The 18,486-nt window shown below is 68.4% G+C and carries 16 protein-coding genes; 7 read left to right on the forward strand and 9 right to left on the reverse strand.

Annotated features, from left to right (window positions below; translation table 11 throughout):
• Positions 1-63: 63 nt before the first annotated feature.
• The 3 genes from panB (at position 64) to ON23_RS07875 (ending at position 5,988) form a co-directional block, all read left to right on the forward strand.
• Positions 64-927, forward strand: coding sequence for a 3-methyl-2-oxobutanoate hydroxymethyltransferase (panB, locus tag ON23_RS07865; protein WP_086006860.1), 864 nt, complete (start codon positions 64-66; stop codon positions 925-927).
• A 302-nt stretch (positions 928-1,229) separates the two neighbouring features.
• Positions 1,230-4,238: a bifunctional [glutamine synthetase] adenylyltransferase/[glutamine synthetase]-adenylyl-L-tyrosine phosphorylase gene (locus ON23_RS07870; RefSeq protein ID WP_039777196.1), complete on the forward strand. Its 3,009-nt coding sequence runs from the start codon at positions 1,230-1,232 to the stop codon at positions 4,236-4,238.
• A gap of 376 nt (positions 4,239-4,614) precedes the next feature.
• Positions 4,615-5,988 carry a bifunctional lysylphosphatidylglycerol flippase/synthetase MprF gene (locus ON23_RS07875; protein WP_039777197.1) on the forward strand — a complete coding sequence of 458 codons (1,374 nt, stop codon included), beginning with the start codon at positions 4,615-4,617 and terminating at the stop codon, positions 5,986-5,988.
• Between the two features lie 7 nt (positions 5,989-5,995).
• On the opposite strand, the gene ON23_RS07880 is transcribed toward ON23_RS07875, so the two are convergent.
• A complete protein-coding gene (locus tag ON23_RS07880) occupies positions 5,996-6,523 on the reverse strand; it encodes a hypothetical protein (RefSeq protein ID WP_039777198.1) in 528 nt (175 codons plus the stop codon).
• Positions 6,524-6,772: 249 nt separating this feature from the next.
• On the opposite strand from ON23_RS07880, the gene ON23_RS07885 reads away from it, so the two are divergent.
• Positions 6,773-8,227, forward strand: coding sequence for a neutral zinc metallopeptidase (locus tag ON23_RS07885; protein WP_039777199.1), 1,455 nt, complete (start codon positions 6,773-6,775; stop codon positions 8,225-8,227).
• Between the two features lie 37 nt (positions 8,228-8,264).
• Here the strand turns inward: ON23_RS07885 and ON23_RS07890 are convergent, their stop codons facing one another.
• The 6 genes from ON23_RS07890 to ON23_RS07915 all read right to left on the reverse strand — a co-directional run bounded on the left by ON23_RS07890 (position 8,265) and on the right by ON23_RS07915 (position 14,160).
• Complete coding sequence (locus ON23_RS07890; RefSeq protein WP_039777200.1) at positions 8,265-8,741, reverse strand: 6,7-dimethyl-8-ribityllumazine synthase; 477 nt, start codon at positions 8,739-8,741, stop codon at positions 8,265-8,267.
• Positions 8,742-8,750: 9 nt separating this feature from the next.
• On the reverse strand, positions 8,751-9,587 hold the full coding sequence (locus ON23_RS07895) for an alpha/beta hydrolase (RefSeq protein WP_039777217.1): 837 nt from the start codon (positions 9,585-9,587) through the stop codon (positions 8,751-8,753).
• A 92-nt stretch (positions 9,588-9,679) separates the two neighbouring features.
• Complete coding sequence (locus ON23_RS07900) at positions 9,680-10,087, reverse strand: DUF3224 domain-containing protein (RefSeq protein ID WP_036500003.1); 408 nt, start codon at positions 10,085-10,087, stop codon at positions 9,680-9,682.
• A gap of 37 nt (positions 10,088-10,124) precedes the next feature.
• The gene (locus tag ON23_RS07905) at positions 10,125-11,483 is read right to left on the reverse strand and encodes a M20/M25/M40 family metallo-hydrolase (protein ID WP_039777201.1); all 1,359 of its coding nucleotides are present in this window, start codon (positions 11,481-11,483) and stop codon (positions 10,125-10,127) included.
• Positions 11,480-13,159 (reverse strand): CocE/NonD family hydrolase, encoded by a 1,680-nt coding sequence (locus ON23_RS07910; protein ID WP_245555917.1) that lies wholly within the window; start codon positions 13,157-13,159, stop codon positions 11,480-11,482. Before ON23_RS07910 ends, ON23_RS07905 begins: the two co-directional genes overlap by 4 nt.
• A gap of 89 nt (positions 13,160-13,248) precedes the next feature.
• On the reverse strand, positions 13,249-14,160 hold the full coding sequence (locus ON23_RS07915) for an oxygenase MpaB family protein (protein ID WP_051042220.1): 912 nt from the start codon (positions 14,158-14,160) through the stop codon (positions 13,249-13,251).
• A 196-nt stretch (positions 14,161-14,356) separates the two neighbouring features.
• Between ON23_RS07915 and ON23_RS37790 the strand changes: the two genes are divergently transcribed.
• Positions 14,357-14,524 carry a hypothetical protein gene (locus ON23_RS37790; protein WP_157104288.1) on the forward strand — a complete coding sequence of 56 codons (168 nt, stop codon included), beginning with the start codon at positions 14,357-14,359 and terminating at the stop codon, positions 14,522-14,524.
• A 72-nt stretch (positions 14,525-14,596) separates the two neighbouring features.
• On the opposite strand, the gene glnA is transcribed toward ON23_RS37790, so the two are convergent.
• Positions 14,597-16,033, reverse strand: coding sequence for a type I glutamate--ammonia ligase (glnA, locus tag ON23_RS07920; RefSeq protein WP_036500008.1), 1,437 nt, complete (start codon positions 16,031-16,033; stop codon positions 14,597-14,599).
• Between the two features lie 462 nt (positions 16,034-16,495).
• On the opposite strand from glnA, the gene ON23_RS07930 reads away from it, so the two are divergent.
• Complete coding sequence (locus tag ON23_RS07930) at positions 16,496-16,957, forward strand: RDD family protein (RefSeq protein WP_039777204.1); 462 nt, start codon at positions 16,496-16,498, stop codon at positions 16,955-16,957.
• Here the strand turns inward: ON23_RS07930 and ON23_RS07935 are convergent.
• Positions 16,941-17,537 (reverse strand): TetR/AcrR family transcriptional regulator, encoded by a 597-nt coding sequence (locus tag ON23_RS07935; RefSeq protein WP_039777205.1) that lies wholly within the window; start codon positions 17,535-17,537, stop codon positions 16,941-16,943. The two genes, ON23_RS07930 and ON23_RS07935, sit on opposite strands and share 17 nt — an antisense overlap.
• An 84-nt stretch (positions 17,538-17,621) precedes the next feature.
• On the opposite strand from ON23_RS07935, the gene ON23_RS07940 reads away from it, so the two are divergent.
• Complete coding sequence (locus ON23_RS07940; protein WP_039777206.1) at positions 17,622-18,482, forward strand: aldo/keto reductase; 861 nt, start codon at positions 17,622-17,624, stop codon at positions 18,480-18,482.
• Positions 18,483-18,486: the final 4 nt, after the last annotated feature.

Below are 18,486 nucleotides of genomic sequence, written 5' to 3' on the forward strand. Positions count from 1 at the left end.
AGACTGGACGGGTCATAGCAACCCGGGGACCCGTTCGGGCCTCGAGGACAGACGAAAGGGACGATGATGTCCGCTGCTCAGGACAATCCTGCTTCCGAAACCACCGCTTACGGCGCCGCACCGACAACTTCCCGGCGGAAGACGCGAGTACAGCACCTGCAGCAATGGAAGTCCGCGGGCGAGAAGTGGGCGATGCTCACCGCCTACGACTACTCCACCGCGAAACTGTTCGAAGAGGCCGGCATCCCCGTGCTGCTGGTCGGCGATTCGGCGGCCAACGTGGTCTACGGCTACGACACCACCGTGCCGATCACGATCGAGGAACTGCTGCCACTGGTCCGTGGCGTGGTCCGCGGCGCGCCGCACGCCCTGGTGGTGGCCGACCTGCCGTTCGGCAGCTACGAGGGCTCTCCGGAACAGGCGCTGGCCAGTGCCACCCGCTTCATGAAGGAGGGGGGTGCGCACGCGGTGAAACTCGAAGGCGGAGAACGCGTTTCCGAGCACATCGCCCGGCTCACCGCCTCCGGCATCCCGGTGGTGGCGCATATCGGCTTCACCCCACAGAGCGTGAACACCCTCGGCGGTTACCGCGTGCAGGGCCGCGGCGACGGGGCCGAACAGCTGATCGCCGACGCCATCGCGGTGCAGGAGGCCGGCGCCGTGGCCGTGGTGATGGAGATGGTGCCCGCCGAGCTGGCCGGGCAGGTCACCAACAAGCTGACCATCCCGACCGTCGGCATCGGCGCCGGCAGCGACTGCGACGCCCAGGTCCTGGTCTGGCAGGACATGGCCGGCTATACCAGCGGTAAGACGGCCAAGTTCGTCAAGCGCTTCGGTCGCGTGGGCGACGAATTGCGCAGCGCTGCCGCGGAATACGCGCGCGAGGTGGCGCAGGGGACCTACCCGGGGCCGGAACACAGCTTCTGAGGAATGGGCCGACCGCGGGCTGCGTGCGCGCGGCCCGCGGTCGATTTCACCGCACCGCTGACGCCGATGCCGCGTCTCGCACCGGCGCCGGCGGCCCGGGGCGTTCGGCGTGATGATCGGAGCGAGGCCGGGATCGCGACGCATACAGCTCGCCCACGGTCCCGGTGACCCGCGGGCGGGACTGCGCTCCTACGGCTTCGCCGAGGGGAATCGACTCGGCCATGAAGGCCGGCCGAGCACTCCCGCCACGGCCTGCGAGCAGGCAACTTCCGCATGCTCGGCCGTAACGGTAATTTGAGAGAATGGTCCGGCCACCGACTGCACGTCCCGCAGTGCCCGGTGCCGGTCGGCTGGGATTGCTGGAGCCGACGGCAGCCGCGTCGTTACGAGAGCTCGCCTGGGACAATGTCGACAGCGTCTCGTTGCTGTGGGCGTTGTCGCGGTCGCCGGATGCCGATCTGGCGCTGCTGACCCTGATCCGCCTGCGCGAGGCGCTCGGGTCCGATTGGGCCGCACTGGATTCCGCGGTGCGCACCGATCTGTCGTTGCGTGGCAGGCTGTTCGCGTTGATCGGCTCGTCGAGCGCGTTCGCCGATCATCTGGTCGCGGATCCGGCGAGCTGGCAGCTGCTGCGGCGGGAACTGCCCAGCACACGAGAGATCCTCGACGATCTGCTCGACGCGGTCGGCGCCACACCCGAGACGGGGCCGAACGCCGCCCCGATGCTCTATCGGGCCGCCCACGCCGGACCCGATGCGATCGCCTTGCTGCGCAAGCGATATCGCGATCAGCTGATGGTGCTGGCCGCCCACGATCTGGCCGCCACCGTCGAGAACGAGCCGGTGCTGCCGTATCAGCAGGTCGGCAATCATCTCACCGATCTCGCCGACGCCGCGCTCACCGCCGCGCTGTCGGTGGCCGTGACGCGGATCTGCCCCGACGAGCCGGTTCCGGTCCGGCTGGCGGTGGTCGCGATGGGCAAATGCGGTGCGCGCGAACTGAATTACGTCTCCGATGTGGATGTGGTGTTCGTCGCCGAACCCGCCGACACCACCGCGACCCGGCTGGCGGCGGAGATGATGGGAATCGCGAGCAGCGCGTTCTTCGACGTCGATGCCGCGTTGCGCCCGGAAGGCAAGGCCGGAGCGCTGGTGCGCACCCTGGATTCGCACATCACCTACTACAAGCGCTGGGCGCGCACCTGGGAATTCCAGGCGCTGCTGAAGAATCGCCCCGCCACCGGCGATCTGGAGCTCGGCAGACAGTACGGCGAGGCGCTGATGCCGATGGTGTGGAGCGCCTCGGAACGACCGGATTTCGTCTCCGACGTGCAGGCGATGCGCCGCCGGGTCGAGAGCCTGGTGCCCGAGGACCTGCGCGAGCGCGAACTGAAGCTCGGCCACGGCAGCCTGCGCGACGTCGAGTTCGCGGTGCAGCTGCTGCAGTTGGTGCACGGTAAGGCCGATGAATCGCTGCACGTGCCGGGCACGGTCGAGGCGCTGACCGCGCTGGCCGCGCGCGGCTACGTGGGCCGCGACGATGCCGCCAACCTCACCGCCTCCTACGAATTCCTGCGCCTGCTCGAGCACCGCCTGCAACTGCAGCGGCTCAAGCGCACCCACACCCTGCCCGCACCCGACGACGAGGAGGGGATGCGCTGGCTCGCCCGCGCCGCGCATATGCGTCCCGACGGCCGCCAGGACGCGGTCGGGGTGCTGCGCAGCGAGATCAAGCGCAACACACTGCGGGTGCGCCGGCTGCACGCGAAGCTGTTCTACCGCCCGCTGCTGGAATCGGTGGCCCGGCTCGACGCGGCCGCGTTGCGGCTGAGCCCGCAGGCCGCGGTCCGTCAGCTCGCCGCGCTCGGCTACGCCGCCCCGGAAAACGCCCTCGGCCACCTCAAGGCACTCACCGGCGAGGTCGGACGCAAGGGGCGCATCCAGGCGCTGCTCTTGCCGACCCTGCTCGAATGGCTCGGTGACACACCGAATCCCGATGCCGGGCTGCTGGCCTACCGGCGGGTGTCGGAGGGCCTCGACGATCAGATCTGGTTCCTGCGCGAACTGCGCGACGAGGGCGCGATCGCGCAGCGGCTGATGATCGTGCTCGGCTCCTCGGCCTATCTGCCGGATCTGCTGATCAACGCGCCCGAGACCATCCGGATGTTCGCCGACGGACCCGACGGGCCGCTGCTGCTGAGCCCGAAGGCTGAGGACGTGCGTTCCAGCATCCTGGCCGGTGCCGCCCGCTACGACGAGCCCCGGCGTGCCGTCGCCACCGCCCGCTCGCTGCGACGCCACGAGCTGGCCCGCATCGCCTCCGCCGATGTGCTCGGCATGCTGGAGGTGCCGCGGGTGTGCCGGGCGCTGTCGTCGGTGTGGGTCGCGGTGCTCGAGGCGTCACTGCAGGCCGTGATCCGGGCCTGGGAGGCCGAACACGAGGCACCCGCGCCCGCGGATTTCGCGGTGATCGGCATGGGCCGGCTCGGCGGAATGGAACTGGGCTACGGATCCGACGCCGACGTGCTGTTCGTCTGCGATCCGCGTCCCGGCGCGGACGAGACGGTCGCGGTGAAGTGGGCGATCGGTGTGGCCGAGCAGGTGCAGCGGCTGCTCGGCGCGCCCAGTACCGATCCGCCCCTGCAGGTGGACGCCGGGCTGCGGCCGGAGGGACGCAACGGTGCCCTGGTCCGCACCCTGGCCGCGTATCGCGCCTACTACCAGCAGTGGGCGCAGCCGTGGGAGGTGCAGGCGCTGCTGCGCGCGCATCAGGTCGCCGGTAACGAGGAGCTGGGTCTGCGGTTCCTGCATTCCATCGATCCGGTCCGCTATCCCAAGGGCGGGGTCTCCGAGGAGGCCGTGCGCGAGATCCGGCGGATCAAGGCGCGGGTGGACTCCGAGCGCCTGCCGCGCGGCGCGAATCCGGCGACCCATACCAAACTCGGCCGCGGTGGTCTCGCCGATATCGAGTGGACCGTGCAGCTGCTGCAACTGCAGCACGCGCACGAGGTGCCCGATCTGCACAACACCTCCACTCTCGAATGTCTCGCGGTGATCGAGCGCGAGAAACTGCTCGACGCCCTCGATGTGGAGCTGCTGCGCGACGCCTGGCTCACCGCGACCAAGGCCCGAAACGCCCTGGTGCTGGTGCGCGGCAAACCCGCCGACCAGCTGCCCGGGCCGGGGCCGTTGCTCTCGGCCGTGGCCCGGGTCGCGGGCTGGCCGACCGACGACGGCAGCGAATTCCTCGACCACTACATGCGCGTCACGCGGCGGGCGAAGACGGTCGTCGAGCGCGTCTTCGGCGGGTGAGCGGGGCGTAGATCCGTCGCGGCCGGGTACGCGATGGCTGACACCGATGCGTGATCGCGGCGGTAGCGGTGGTCGCGGGGCTCGTCCGGGGCGATAGGCGGCGTTTTCGCGGACCGGCGATGAATTCTCGCGATACGGGCGGGTCTGCGCCGAAAAAGTGTTGCGGGGAACAGACCGGGCGCGATATCGGTTGGTACGGAGTGTGCTGTGCCGTCGTGACCATGCGAGGGGTCCCGCAGAGCCGGAACGAGCGTTCCGCATACTGTATCCGTACGCGACCATTCGGAAGGACCGCCATGGTGAGGATGTTCGTGGACGTGCACTACGCCCACCCGCTCGACGACACACGTGATGCGCCGTGTGATCGGAGACCGTGATGGCTGAACTCAATTCGGCCGTCACCGGTTACCGCACCTATCGGCACGCCGCCCTGAATCCGACCCGCGCCGTGCGGGTTCCGTTGATCGTGGTGCTGCTGCTGGTCGGGGTGGTGCTGCTCTACGCGGCCGACCGCGCCTCCCGCGAAGGGGTCAATCGCGGCTGGTTCGTGGCGGTGTCGCTGTCGGGCCTGTTCGTGGCGCGCGGTCTGCATCTGCGGCGGCCGATCACCCTGCCGCACTTCACCGTCGCGGTGATCGTGCTCGGGGTCTCCAACATCGCCTACCGCAGCGACCACGGCACGGTCGGCTTCGTCTGCCTCGCTTCGACCGGCCTGATCCTGATGCTGCCGCAGAGTTCGCGTCCGCAACCGGATCAGCGGCATCGCATCGCCGCACTGGTCGACCGCACGGTCGAGGATCCGCTGGCCCCGTTCGCCCTGCACTCGGCGAAATCCTATTTCTTCAGTGCGGATTCGAACGCCGCGATCGGATATCGCGCGCGCTTCGGCATCGCGGTCGTCGCGGGCGACCCGGTCGGCAACTGCGCCGAATTCGGCCGGCTGATCGCCGAGTTCTCCGAATTCGCCTCCGCCCGCGGCTGGCGGATCGCGGTGCTGGGCGCCAGCCCCGCGGTCACCGAACTGTGGCGCACCCGCGCGGCCGATCATCATGGCCTGCACGCCATTCCGATCGGTCGCGACGTGGTGGTCGAGGTCGACTCGTTCGATATGGTCGGCCGCAAATTCCGCAACCTGCGCCAGGCGGTGAGCCGCACCCGCAACTTCGGCGTCAAGACCGAGGTGATCCCTGAACGCGAACTCGACCGGGAGATGCGCGAGACGCTGCTGGGCATCGTCGACGAGTGGGGAAGCGGTCATCAGACCCGCGGCTTCTCGATGATCCTGGATCATCTGCTCGACGGCCGGAATCCGGGCATGCTGGTGGTGATCGCCCGCGACGGTGAGGGCCGGGTCGCCGGATTCCAGCGCTACGGGTCCTCCAATCACGGCAGCGAACTGAGCCTCGACGTGCCGTGGCGGCGCAAGGACGCGCCGAACGGCTTGGACGAGCGGATGATCGTCGACCTCGTCGACTACGGCCGCGACAACGACGTGCACCGCATCTCGCTGGCGTTCGCGGCGTTCCCCGAACTGTTCGCCGACAAGGAACGGTCGCGCTCCAAACAGGCCATCTATGTGCTGGCCCGCACGCTGGACCCGTTGATCCGGCTGGAATCGCTGTATCGGTTCCTGCGCAAGTTCAACTCCTTCGGCAATCAGCGCTTCGTCCTCATTCGCTGGCGTGAGATCGTCTTCACCGCGCTCGCGCTGCTGACCCTGGAATTCGTTCCGCACCGCAAACAGGGCTGAGCTGCGATCACGCCAGATTGCCCTCGTAGCACAGGCCGGTTCCGCGCCAGGTCGGTTGCGGCGCAACGGTTCCGCGATCGAAGCGCCAGGCGCTGACCGGTTCGGTGGCCTTCCAGAACAATCGGCCGTCGTGGCCACGCACCACCTGATACACGTCGTCGGTGCCCTCGACCAGTTGATTGCCGACGCAGTAGTCGTTGTAGGCGGTGCCGGGTTGGCGTGCGCCCAGGCTGAAGTGGGCGGCGGGGTCGCCGGCCGAACCGGGGTTGGCGACGGTATCGCGCCGGTCCGACGTCGCGCCGGCCGACCACATCGGAGTGCCGCGGCCGTCGGCGCCGCAGGTGTAGCCGCGTCCGCCCGCGATGACGGTGGCACCGGCGGGGTGGGTGGTTCCGGCCCACAGGCAGCCGGTGGCGGGTCGGGCGGCCGATCGCCTGGATTCGGCTTCGGCGGGCGCCGCGGTGAAGCCGAGGCCCGCGGCGGTGAGCGCCGCCAGGGCGGGAAGGGTGAACGATGCGCGGGGGTGTCGGGGCATGGTCTCGGCCTCTCTGCTCGCCGTCGAGCATCTACTATCTACGTAGGTAAATAGTAGTTGAACGAACGGTGTGCGCGCCATGTCGTGGGCGTCACCGTGCGACGTCCGTGCCGATATCGAGATATACGTTGCGCATTCGCGTAGGCGCCCGATTACGATGTGAGCGCTCGGGAGACGGGGGGACCGCTGTGCGGAATCCGGATCGTCGTCGGTCCGGGCGTCGACAGTGGTATTCGGGGAGGGCACGACATGAAGTACGACAGGCGGCTGCGGCTGGCCGCGACGGCCGGGCTGCTGGCGCTGGGTGCGGTATTGGCCGGATGCGGCACCGATGCGAAAACGACTGTGGCACATGATGTTGCCGCGACGAACGAGAATCCCTGGGCACTGAGCGGCGCCGCGCCCAACGCCTCCGGGCCGAGCGGTCCGCGACCGGGTGTGCCCGACGCGCCGCTGCACGCCGACAACGGCGACGGCGGCGAGATGGACCGCCTGGCGCTCAACACGCTGGCGGATCTGCAGGACTATTGGGGCGCCGAATACGGCAAGAACTTCCCGGGCACCTTCAAGCCGGTCGACCACTTCATTTCCTGGGATGCCAACGCGCCCAAGGAACAATCGGTCACCTTCTGCCGCTCCAGCACCTACCACGTGGTGAACGCGGCCTACTGCAAGGTCGACAAGACCGTCGGCTGGGATCGCGGCAAACTGCTGCCGCTGATCTCGGACAAGTACGGGAAGATGGCGGTGGTGATGGTGCTCGCGCACGAGTACGGTCACTCGCTGCAGGATCAGGCCCGGCTCAACGGATTCTTGACGCCCGGAATCGTGCTCGAACAGCAGGCCGACTGTTTCGCGGGAGTGTTCCTGCGGCATGTGGCCGAGGGCGGTTCGGCGCATTTCACGCTGAACACGACCGACGGGCTCAACGGAGTCCTGGGTGCGGCGGTCGCCGTGCGCGACCGCGACCCCGACAATCCGAAGAATGTGCACGGGTCGGCGTTCGAGCGCGTGACGGCGGTGCAGATCGGCTGGTCCGACGGTGCGGCCGGATGTAAGGGCATCACCAAGAAGGAGATTCAGGAGCGCCGCGGCGGTCTCCCGACGACCTTCGAACCGGGCGACGAGGAGAACCAGATGGGTCTCGACGTCGACGGTCTCAATGCCGTCGCCGCCGCGCTCGGGCGCATCTACCCGCTCCAGCACCCGCCGGCCTTCGACTACTCCGGCATCGTGAAACTCTGCCTGAAAAACCAGGCGGTGGAACCGGTTTCGTACTGTCCGTGGATGAACCGGATCGGAACCGATGTGCCGGAGCTGGCCAAACGCGCCGGGGCGCAACCCGGTGACGACGAACCGCTGTCGGCGGTCGTGGACGGCAACTACAACGCCTACGTGGTGTTCATTTCCCGCTATGCGCTCGCGGTGGAGAACGAGCGGCATCTGTCGCTGTCGGGGCCGGAGACCGCCGGTCTGCGGACGGCATGTCTGTCCGGGGTGATCACCACCAAGCTCAGCGATCCGGCCAGTGATCCCCGCTTGACCGCCGGTGATCTGGACGCGGCGGTATCCGGCCTGCTCGCCGACGGACTGGCCGCCAGTGATACCGACGGCAAGGTCGTGCCCAGTGGTTATCAGCGACTCGACGCCTACCGCACCGGAGTGCTCGACGGCGAGGCCGCCTGTCTGAACAACTACAAGTGACGCCGATGGGCGACCGACAACCGGTCGCCCATCCTCGTCAGTTCTCTCGGACCGCGCCGGTGGGGAGGGTGCGCAGGGAGCTGAGCGTGGTCGCGACCGCGCGGGCGGCCTCGGCGCCCTTGGTGTGGAAGTGCTTGGTGAAGTAGTCCACGTGCTCGCTGTGCTCGTGGAAGTGGTGCGGGGTCAGCACCACGGAGAACACCGGGACGTCCGTCTCGAGCTGCACCCGCATGAGCCCGTCGACCACGGCCGAGGCGACGAAATCGTGCCGGTAGATGCCGCCGTCGACGACCAGCGCCGCGGCCACCACCGCCGCGTACCGGCCGGTGCGGGCCAGTCGCTGCGCGTGCAGCGGGATCTCGAACGCGCCGGGCACGTCGAACACCTCGACGGCATCCGCCGAATACCCCAGATCGCCGTACTCGGCCAGGAAACCCTCGTGGGCCTGGGTGACGATGGACTGGTGCCAGTTGGCCCGGATGAATGCGATGCGTCCCTGGTCGGTATTGCTCATCCTCGGATGTTACTGCGCTCCGGTGTGCTCCTCCAACCAGTGCACCAGGTCGCCGAGCACCTTCTCACGCTCGGGTTCGTTGAATATCTCGTGATAGAGGCCCGGATAACGCAGCACCGTGAGATCGGTCGCGGTGGCTCCGGCCTCGATCCGATCGGCGCCCACCGGGGCGGCCAGGGCATCGGCGCCGCCGTGCAGCACCAGCGTCGGCACCCGCAGCGCGTCGAGGTGGCCGAGGACGAAGTCCGCGCCGCGCAGAATTTCGGTCGCCGTGCGGGCCGGCAGTTTGCCGCGGTAGACCAGCGGATCCTGATCGTAGGCGCGCACCACCTCCGGATCGCGGCTGATCTGCGCCGAATCCAGTTGCAGCACACCGAAATTCGGTGCCCAGCGGCTCAGGGCCGGGGCGAGCAGCCGCTGCACCGGGTTACCGGCCTCGATCACCACCGGCGGCGCCGACACGGCGATCCCCGCGACGTCCAGCGGCGCCCGGGTGGCCAGATACAGCGTGATCAGGCTGCCCATGCTGTGGGCGAGGACGAACCGGGGCAGGTCCGGATGCTTCGCGCTCGCGATATCGAGCATGGTGTTCACATTGTCGGCGGCCGCGTCGATCGATTCGATGTTCGACCGCCCGCCGCCGGAGCGGCCGTGCCCGATGTGGTCGAAGGCGTAGACCGCGAAACCGCTGTCGGCCAATCGTTTTCCCACGTGGTCGTAGCGCCCGGAATGTTCGGCGACGCCGTGCACCAGCACCACGACGGCCCGCGCCCGGTCGGGCAACCAGGCCCGCCAGAAGACCTGTCCGCCGCGGGCGTCGAATTCGCCGGTATCGCCTGTTGTCATCGCTGCCTCCGTCTGCGCCGTCGCTGCGCCGCCATTGTCGCGCACGGCGGGCCGCGGCGTCGCGCATCGGCCCGCCGCGCCGTGATCGGCGGTCAGCCCAGGTCGTAGTCGAACCAGATCCGGTGGGTGCCGTCGGCGTCGACCGCCAGTCCGCCGGTCCCGGTGATCTCGCTCAGCTCACCGGTGCCGCTGCTGGGCACGATGGTGAAGAATTCCGCGCTGCGGTCCGCACCCGCGGTGGTCGCCGAATGGGCGAAGTTGAACGTACCGGCCAAACCGTTGAGCGAACCTTCGAACGACTCCATCGCCACATAGGTGCCCCGGCCCGACAGCTGGTCGAACGCGGCGGTGAACAACGTCGCCGAGCGTCCGACCGCCTCACCCTCGAAATGCTTTTCCAGCCGGGCGATTCCGACCGGCGTCGCGGTGGGGATGTCCGGATCGGGAAGGACGTCCGTGGCGACGAAGGATTTGACGGTGAACGTTGCTGTAGCTCGCACCCGCTGAGCGTAGCCGCGAACACCGACATTCCCGGCATCAGCTTCCGGGGCTGGTGTAGTGCGCGAGGACGCGGCGGTTGAATTCGATCAACCGCGCGTAATTGGCCCGGGAGAGCCGTTCGTCGGTGCCGTGGATGCGCTCCAGATCCGCCGCGTCGACCACGATCGGCGCGAAGTTGCATCGGGTGGTGGCCAGCCCGTCGTAGTGGCGGGAGTCGGTGGCGCCGGGCACGATGCCCGTGGTGACCACCGCGTCGGGCACCACGGCGCGGGTGATGTCGGCGATCACGTCGAAGGCCGGTCCGGGGCCGGTGATCCGCGAGGGTTCGGACGCCGTGCCGAGCACCTCGATCACGACGCGCGGGTCGGCGACCACGCGGCGGCAGTGGTCGAGCACGCCGGACACCGAATCACCAGGCAGGATACGGAAATTCACCAGCGCCTCGGCGCGCTGCGGCAGTACGTTCGCCTTCACCCCGCCGCGGATCACGGTCGGTGCGGTGGTAGTGCGGACCAGGGCTTCGGTCTGCGGCCGCGCCGCCATCATGCGGGTGATCACCCCGCCCGCGATCGGTGCGAGCCGCAGGGCGGACCGGCGTGGTTCGGCCATGGCGGGCCGCATCCGGGCCAGCATGTCGGCGATCACCGGCGTCATGCGCAGCGGCATCGGATGGTCCTGGATGCGCGCGACCGCCCGCGCGATCCGGCCCACGGCGGTTTCGCGGCCGGGCATCGAGGAATGACCGCCGGTGTCGGTCGTGCTCAGTTGTACGGTGGCCCAGCCTTTTTCGCCGAGCATGATGGAGGCGACGGGTGCGGTGGCGCCGTCGGCGACGCCCTGGGTGATCACCCCGCCCTCGTCGAGCAGCAGGTCGGCGCGCACCTCGAGTTCGCGCAGCCGGGCCGCCATCCGGGTGGCGCCGGCGCGGCCGAAGATCTCCTCGTCGTGACCGAAGGCGAAATAGACGGTGCGGCGCGGCCGGCGGCCCTCGGCGAGCAGCGATTCGGCCGCCTCCAGGATGGCCAGCACCCGGCTCTTGTCGTCGATCGCGCCACGGCCCCAGATGAATTCGTCGTCGACCACACCGGCGAACGGGGGATGGGTCCAGCGTTGCTCGTCGTCGACCGGAACCACATCCTGATGCGCGAGCAGCACGGCCGCCGTTCCGGGCTCGGTGCCCGGCCAGCGATACAACCGGCTGTGGCCGAATCGCTCCAGTTCCAGGTGTGTGTGCACCAGGGGGAATTCGGTATCGAGAAGGCTTGCGAGCCGGTCGAATTCGACCTCGTCGGCATCGGCGTCGTCGCGCGAGACGGTGACGCAGCGCAGGGCGGCCGCGAGCCGCTGCGCGGTCGCGTCGTCGACGGTGGTCGCGGTCGTGCCGGTCGCTGTCATCGATCTCCTCGTCGTTGCGGGAAGTCCACGGTCACACCGGAATCGCGCAGGATCTCCGGCGCGATCGTGGTGACCCGGCGGGCACGCCATTTGCCCAGTGCCTCACTGCTGCCGCCGGTCAGATCGAAGTTCCGGGTGCCGGTCAGCAACGGCAGCTCGACGGTGCCGGAACGCACGCTCACCCGCGCATTCGCCGGGGGGTGCGCCCACACGGTGTCGACCACGTCGGTGATCCGCACGCCGATCCGGTGTCCGGCCGGCACGGTCCAGTCCTGGGCCAGCAGCCGGATGGTCGCGGACTCGGCGACCGGCGCGATGCCGCGGGTGATCACGGTGCTGAAGCCGTCGGGTGCCACATCGTAGAGTTCCGCGGCGACCGTGGCGTTCGCCGGACCGCTCAATGCCAGGGTGGCGGTCGGGATTCCGGACAGCTGCTGATCGGCCGGCAGCGGCTGCGACAACGACCAGTACTCGCGGTCCGGCCCGGGGAGCAGTCCGCGATCGGTGTACTCGCCGGGGCGGACCGGCATCGCCACCCGTGCGGAATCGGCGGGCGGCCATGCCTTTTCGCCGCGCCAGCGGCCGTCGAAGCTGCCGACCGTCACCCGCGGGCCGGGCACCGTGACATCGCGCCGGGCCACATACTTGTCGAAGAAGGCCAGCAGCTCACCGTCGAATTGCGGTGTGCCGCAGCCCTCGTGGCAGTTCTGGTGCCCCCACTGGCCGAACCAGCCCTTGTCCTCGGGCAGATCGTGGTTCTTCCAGACGTCGAAGACCCGGTAGGGGCGGGTGTTGTAGTCGAGGAAACCCTGGCCCAGGAACAGCGGAATCCTGCTGCCCCGCACGCGATCGGTCAGATCGCGGTCGCGCCAGAACTGCGTGCCGCCGTCGTGGTCGGTGATACCGGCCAGATACGGCTGCGCGCATTCGATCGGCAACCGCGCGGCGTTGGCCTTGTACTCCGGGGAGTCGGAGGGATGGGCGGGGGTGGAGGAGATCAGCAGATGTTCGAATCCGGCCATATCGCCGGGGCGAATGCCGTCCTCGGTCACCGGTTTTCCGGAGAACTTCCACGAGATGCCCTGCATGTACAGATAGCTGTAGGGATCGACATCGGGTTCGAACGCGGCCACCGCCGCCAGCCCCTTCGGGTTGGTGGCCAGGCCCATGATGCCGGTCCACGCCTCGTAGGAGGTGCCGGTCAGACCGACCCGGCCGGTCGACCACGGTTGTGCCGCAGCCCATTCCACGGCGGTCCGCACATCGCTCTGCTCGCCGGGACCGCCGAAGTCGGGGCAGCCGCTGGACCCGCCGAACCCGCGCAGATCCACGATCACATAGGTGTAGCCGGCGTCGAGGAACAGTTCCGGATACAGATCGCGCAGCGACGGCCCGCCCTCCGGATAGACCTCGGTGAGAAACGCCAGGTGATTGCGGTAGGGGCTCACCGTCATGACGACCGGGGTGCGCACGTCGTCGGCCATGCCCGCGGGCCGCAGGATATCCGCGTGCAACCGCACGCCGTCGGGGGTGGTCAGGAACTCCTGGCGCCACTGATACGCCGGCGCCGGTGCGGCGGTCGCGGTGACCGGCGCGGCCGCGGCGATCAGGAGGACCAGCCCGCACAGCACACGCGTGAGCACGCGCCGGGCGCGTGGCGATGAATTCTCGAGCACCATAGGACTATCGAGTCTGCACCGCCACCCGTCCAGACCTCAGAACCGGGGTCGGGAAACCGGCCGGTCACCCGGCCACGGCGCCTCGATCACATCGGGCGCAGATCGAGCACCTTGCGCAGCCGGGCGCGGTCGCGCTCGAGTTTGCGCGCCTCGTAGGCGATGGGGAAGTAGCGGATCCGTTCCGGCAGCAGCGGAACCAGCCGCGCCAGTACCCAGCCCAGGATGCGCAGGTTGCGCTCGTCACGCGCGGTCCAGGTCAGTCCGAGTTTGCGGCGCGCCGGTTCGGGCGTGGTGCCGACGGTGCAGAAGTACTGCATGCGGCCCAGCGGGGAGGCGGCCAGCTTCCACAGCGGCACCAGCGGTTTGGGCAGCGACGTGGGCGGGGCCACGTGGCGGATCGTCTTCAGGTAGTCGCGCGCGGTGTCGGTGGCGACCAGGTGGTTCTCCACGGTGTCGGCGAAGAAGACCTCGAACTCGGCGTAGGTCGGCGGAATCTCCTTGGGCGCCACCGAGAACATGCGCAGCAGCTGCAGCACCTCCTGGTAGTACTGCTCCTTCTCCGCGTACGTGAGCGGGGTGCGGCTGAAGTACTTCGAACCCTCGTTGAAGGCGTAGGTGCCGGTGTGCAGCACCCAGGCCCACGGGCCGGAGGCGAGCGCGGAGTGGCGTTTGCCCTGGGCGTCGACGGTGTTGAGCGAGGCGTGCATATGCCGCAGGCGATCGGCCTCGGCGACGGCCTCGTGACCGCCGTAGGTCCAGGTCATCACGGCCGCGAGACTGCGCATCGCGCGGCCCATCGGATCGGTGCGGAAGGTGGAGTGTTCATCGACGACCGCGGAGATCGTCGGTTCCATGGTCTGCAGCAGGAACGCCGATCCGGCGGTGAGGGAGAAGGTGATCAGTCCGACCTCGTCCCACATGCGGGTTCCGGGCTCGATCGGCTTCCGGGGGCCGAGTTCGTGTTCGGTGCGCTCGGCGCGGGCGACGGAGGCGGTCATCCGTGATCTCCTTTGACCACTCGACATGATGAGAGGATTGCAGGCGAATCATCTCACTCTCTTTCGATCTTGGCAACCGGTCGCCTTCCGCCGACTTGCCGAGGCAACCAGAAGTGAACACAACCTGAAATCTCGGTGAACTGATGGGAGAATGGGATCCTCGCCGCACGACAGTTCAGGGAGGAGGGATCCAGCCATGATCCACACTCACGCCCACCCCTCGTTTTTGGGGACCTTGCGTACCTACGCCCGCCGGGCGCTGGCCCGCCATACCCTGACCGCCGAGGAACGCCGCAATCTCGCTGCCGCCCAAGCGCATCCGGCCGTCTACAGCGCGTCCCTGGGCAGCCACCCGCATCTGTGACGAGCCCGGAACGCACCGAAGCCCCAGCCGAATCCGGCTGGGGCTTCGTGAATTCAGCTGTGCCGTAACGACTTACACGTCGTAGTACAGCTCGAACTCGTAGGGGTGCGGACGCAGGTTCACCGGCGCGATCTCGTTGTCACGCTTGAGCTGGATCCAGGTCTCGATGAGGTCGTCGGTGAAGACGTTGCCCTCGGTGAGGTACTCGTGGTCCTGCTCGAGGCGGTCGATGACCGAGGCCAGCGAGGTGGGGGCCTGCGGGATGTTCTTGGCCTCCTCCGGCGGGAGCTCGTAGAGGTCCTTGTCGACCGGGGCCTTGGGCTCGATCTTCTTCTTGATGCCGTCCAGGCCGGCCATCATCATGGCGGCGAAGGCCAGGTACGGGTTACCCGAGGAGTCCGGCGCGCGGAACTCGATGCGCTTGGCCTTCGGGTTGTTGCCGGTGACCGGGATGCGAACCGCGGCGGAGCGGTTGCGCTGCGAGTACACCAGGTTGATCGGGGCCTCGTAGCCCGGTACCAGACGGTGGTAGGAGTTCACGGTCGGGTTGGTGAACGCCAGCAGCGACGGCGCGTGGTGCAGGATGCCGCCGATGTAGTGGCGGGCCAGGTCGGACAGGCCACCGTAGCCTGCCTCGTCGTGGAACAGCGGCTTGCCGTCCTTCCACAGCGACTGGTGCACGTGCATGCCCGAGCCGTTGTCACCGAACAGCGGCTTCGGCATGAAGGTGACCGACTTGCCTTCCTGCCACGCGGTGTTCTTCACGATGTACTTGAACAGCTGCAGGTCGTCCGCGGCCGACAGCAGGGTGCCGAACTTGTAGTTGATCTCGGCCTGACCGGCGGTGCCGACCTCGTGGTGGCCGCGCTCGAGCTCGAAGCCCGCGTTCTGCAGGTTGGTCGAGATCTTGTCGCGCAGGTCCACGTAGTGGTCGTAGGGCGCGACGGGGAAGTAGCCGCCCTTGTTGCGGACCTTGTAGCCCAGGTTGCGGGAACCGTCGGGGTTGAACTCCTTGCCGGTGTTCCACGAACCCGAGACGGACTCGATCTCGTAGAACGAGCCGTTCATGCCCGATCCGTAGCGCACGCCGTCGAAGATGTAGAACTCGGCCTCGGCACCGAAGAACGCGGTGTCGGCGATGCCGGTCGAACGCAGGTACTCCTCCGCCTTGCGCGCGATGTTGCGCGGGTCGCGGGAGTAGGCCTCACGGGTGAACGGGTCGTGCACGAAGAAGTTCAGGTTCAGCGTCTTCGCGGCACGGAACGGGTCGATCCGGGCGGTGGAGAAGTCGGGCAGCAGCAGCATGTCCGACTCGTCGATCGACTGGAAACCGCGCACCGAGGAGCCGTCGAACGCCAGGCCCTCTTCGGCCAGGTCGGAAGTGAACGACTTCGCCGGGATGGAGAAGTGCTGCTGAACGCCAGGAAGGTCCGAGAAGCGTACGTCGACGTATTCGACGTCCTCCTCCTTGATGTACTTGATGACCTCGTCGGCCGTGCTGAACGCCACTTAGTACTCCTTACGGATCGGTTCCCAGCCTGTGCCGATTGCTGGGTTTCAGCGCTGAACGGTATGGATGCGGTGTTTCCCCGCAATCAAGGCTGTGTTTCGCCAGTGTTACACGTGCTGCTGGACGGGTCGGCGGCCTCCCCGGGCAACACCACGCGACGGTTCGTTCACGATGCGGTGCCGGACCAGCACCGTTATCCTGCCACCACGGCATCCGGCGCTCGATTCGAGGACCGCGCATCGTCGCCGATCGGTGCGCGCGACCCCGAGAGTTTCCCGCCCGCAACCGCTTTGGCGCATCGCTGCGGCGGGGCATCGTGCTGCCGCCGGTTCGGGCCCCGCGAAGCCGAGGGGGCGGGGCGGCGCGCGGGCGGTGGCATCCGATCGCCGGTGTCACGCGTGGGTGCGTGCGCGGTCCGGGTGTGACGTAATCCTCACCGTCGATACGCCTACGCTGGGAGCATGGCGCGAATTACCGGTTCCTGGCTGTCCGGCCCGAATGCGGCCCACCCCGGCGAGCCGCAGCCCGACGACTATCCCGGCAAGCTGCTCGGCCTGCCGCAGGAGGGTGTGGGGTCGCTGGCGCCCATGTCGCGCCGCATCTTCGCGCTGTTCGTCGACTACTTCATCGCCATGGGGATCGCCGCGCTGATCGTGCGCGGCGCCGGTTCGCTCAACACCGTCACCTATCTGATCTGGTTCGTGATCGGCGTGGTGACGGTCATGCTGTTCGGGTTCACGCCCGGGCAGTACTTCCTGGGAATGCGCACCGTCCGGATCGATGCGTCGGCGCCGGTCGGATTCGTGCGCTCGGTGGCGCGGCAGGTGTTGCTGACCTTCGTGGTGCCCGCGTTGTTCACCGACGGGGATCGGCGCGGTATGCACGACCGGGCGACCGGGACGGCGCTCATCCGCGCTCGGTGACGATCGTCGCCCGGCCCGGACGGGCGGGGCTCGAGCGCAGGCCGTCGAGCAGGAGGTCGAGGAGGCGGTCGATCTGCCCGCGGTCGATACCCGCCAGCGTCGCGCCCGCCATCGCCGCCGTCACGTCCTCGGGCCGGACGTCGTCGCGCAGTGTGCCGTCCTCGATTCCCGCATCGAGGACGGAACCGATTGCGGCACTGAGCCTTTCGCGCGTCTGCGCCGATGTCACCGCCCCGGAGGTGATCACCTCGCGCAGTGCTTCGGCCATGCCGCGCTTGGTCGCCACGAAGTCGGCGTAGCGGCCGAGCCAGATCCGCAGCGCGACCTCCGGGGTGTGGTGGCCGAGCAGGATCGCGGCCTGATCGCACAGCTGTTCCAGTTCGCTGCGGTAGACGGCTTCGATGAGCGCTTCCCGTGACGGGAAGTGCCGATACAGCGTGCCGATGCCCACCCCGGCGGATTTCGCGATCGATTCCAGGCTGACCGTGCCTTCTTCGCCGGTGAACGCGGTGAGCGCGGCGTCGAGGAGTAATTGGCGATTGCGCTGCGCATCACGGCGTCCGCGCGGCTGTCCGGACAAAGTGGAGGGTTCTCCGTTTCTGGACTACACTGACTGTAAGCGGAGGTTCCTCCGTTTACGTACAGGGTAACAAGGGAGACCCGAATGACGGTCATGACGCAACCGCGCGACGGCGAACTGGCGGGACGTGCGGTCGGCCGGATCGGCTACGGCGCGATGCAGCTGGAATCCGGCGCGGACGGGGTCGCGGTGCTGCGCCGGGCGGTCGAGCTCGGCGTCGGCCATATCGACACGGCCGGCTTCTACGGCAACGGCTCGGTGAACGCCCTCCTGCGCGAGGCGCTGCATCCGTACCCGGACGATCTGCTGCTGGTCGACAAGGTCGGCGCCGTGCACACCGATGGCGGGCTCGTGCCCGCGCAGCAGCCCGGGCAACTGCGGGCCGCGGTGGAAGCGGACCTGCGGGCGCTGGACGCGGAACAACTGGCGGTGGTCAACCTGCGCCGGGTCGACGCCCCGCCCGGAATCGTGGCGACCGGTGATCAGATCGTGAATCTCGATGATCAGCTGGCCGAACTGACGGCGTTGCGGGACGAGGGCAAGATCGGGGCGATCGGGCTGAGCAATGTCACCGTCGAACAGCTCCGGCACGCCGCTCCGGCGGGTATCGCGTGCGTGCAGAACCTCTACAACCTGCTGGAACGCGACGAGGAGCCGCTGTTGGCCGAATGTTGTTCGCGGGGAATCGCTTTCGTGCCGTACTTCCCGCTCGGATCGGGATTCCCGGGCCGGCCGAAGGTAGCCGACGACGACGTGGTGCGCGATATCGCCGGCCGCCTGGGAACGACGCCGAGTCAGGTGGGTCTGGCGTGGTTGCTGGCCCGCGATCCGCACATCCTGCTGATCCCGGGCACCCGCAGCCTCGACCATCTGGAGCAGAATATGGCGGCGCGAGAGGTCGAGCTGGATGCCGCACTGCTCGCCGCGCTCGACAGCCGGGCCTGAGCGG

This window comes from Nocardia cerradoensis NBRC 101014, from assembly GCF_000308535.1.
Taxonomy (GTDB): Bacteria; Actinomycetota; Actinomycetes; order Mycobacteriales; family Mycobacteriaceae; genus Nocardia; species Nocardia cerradoensis.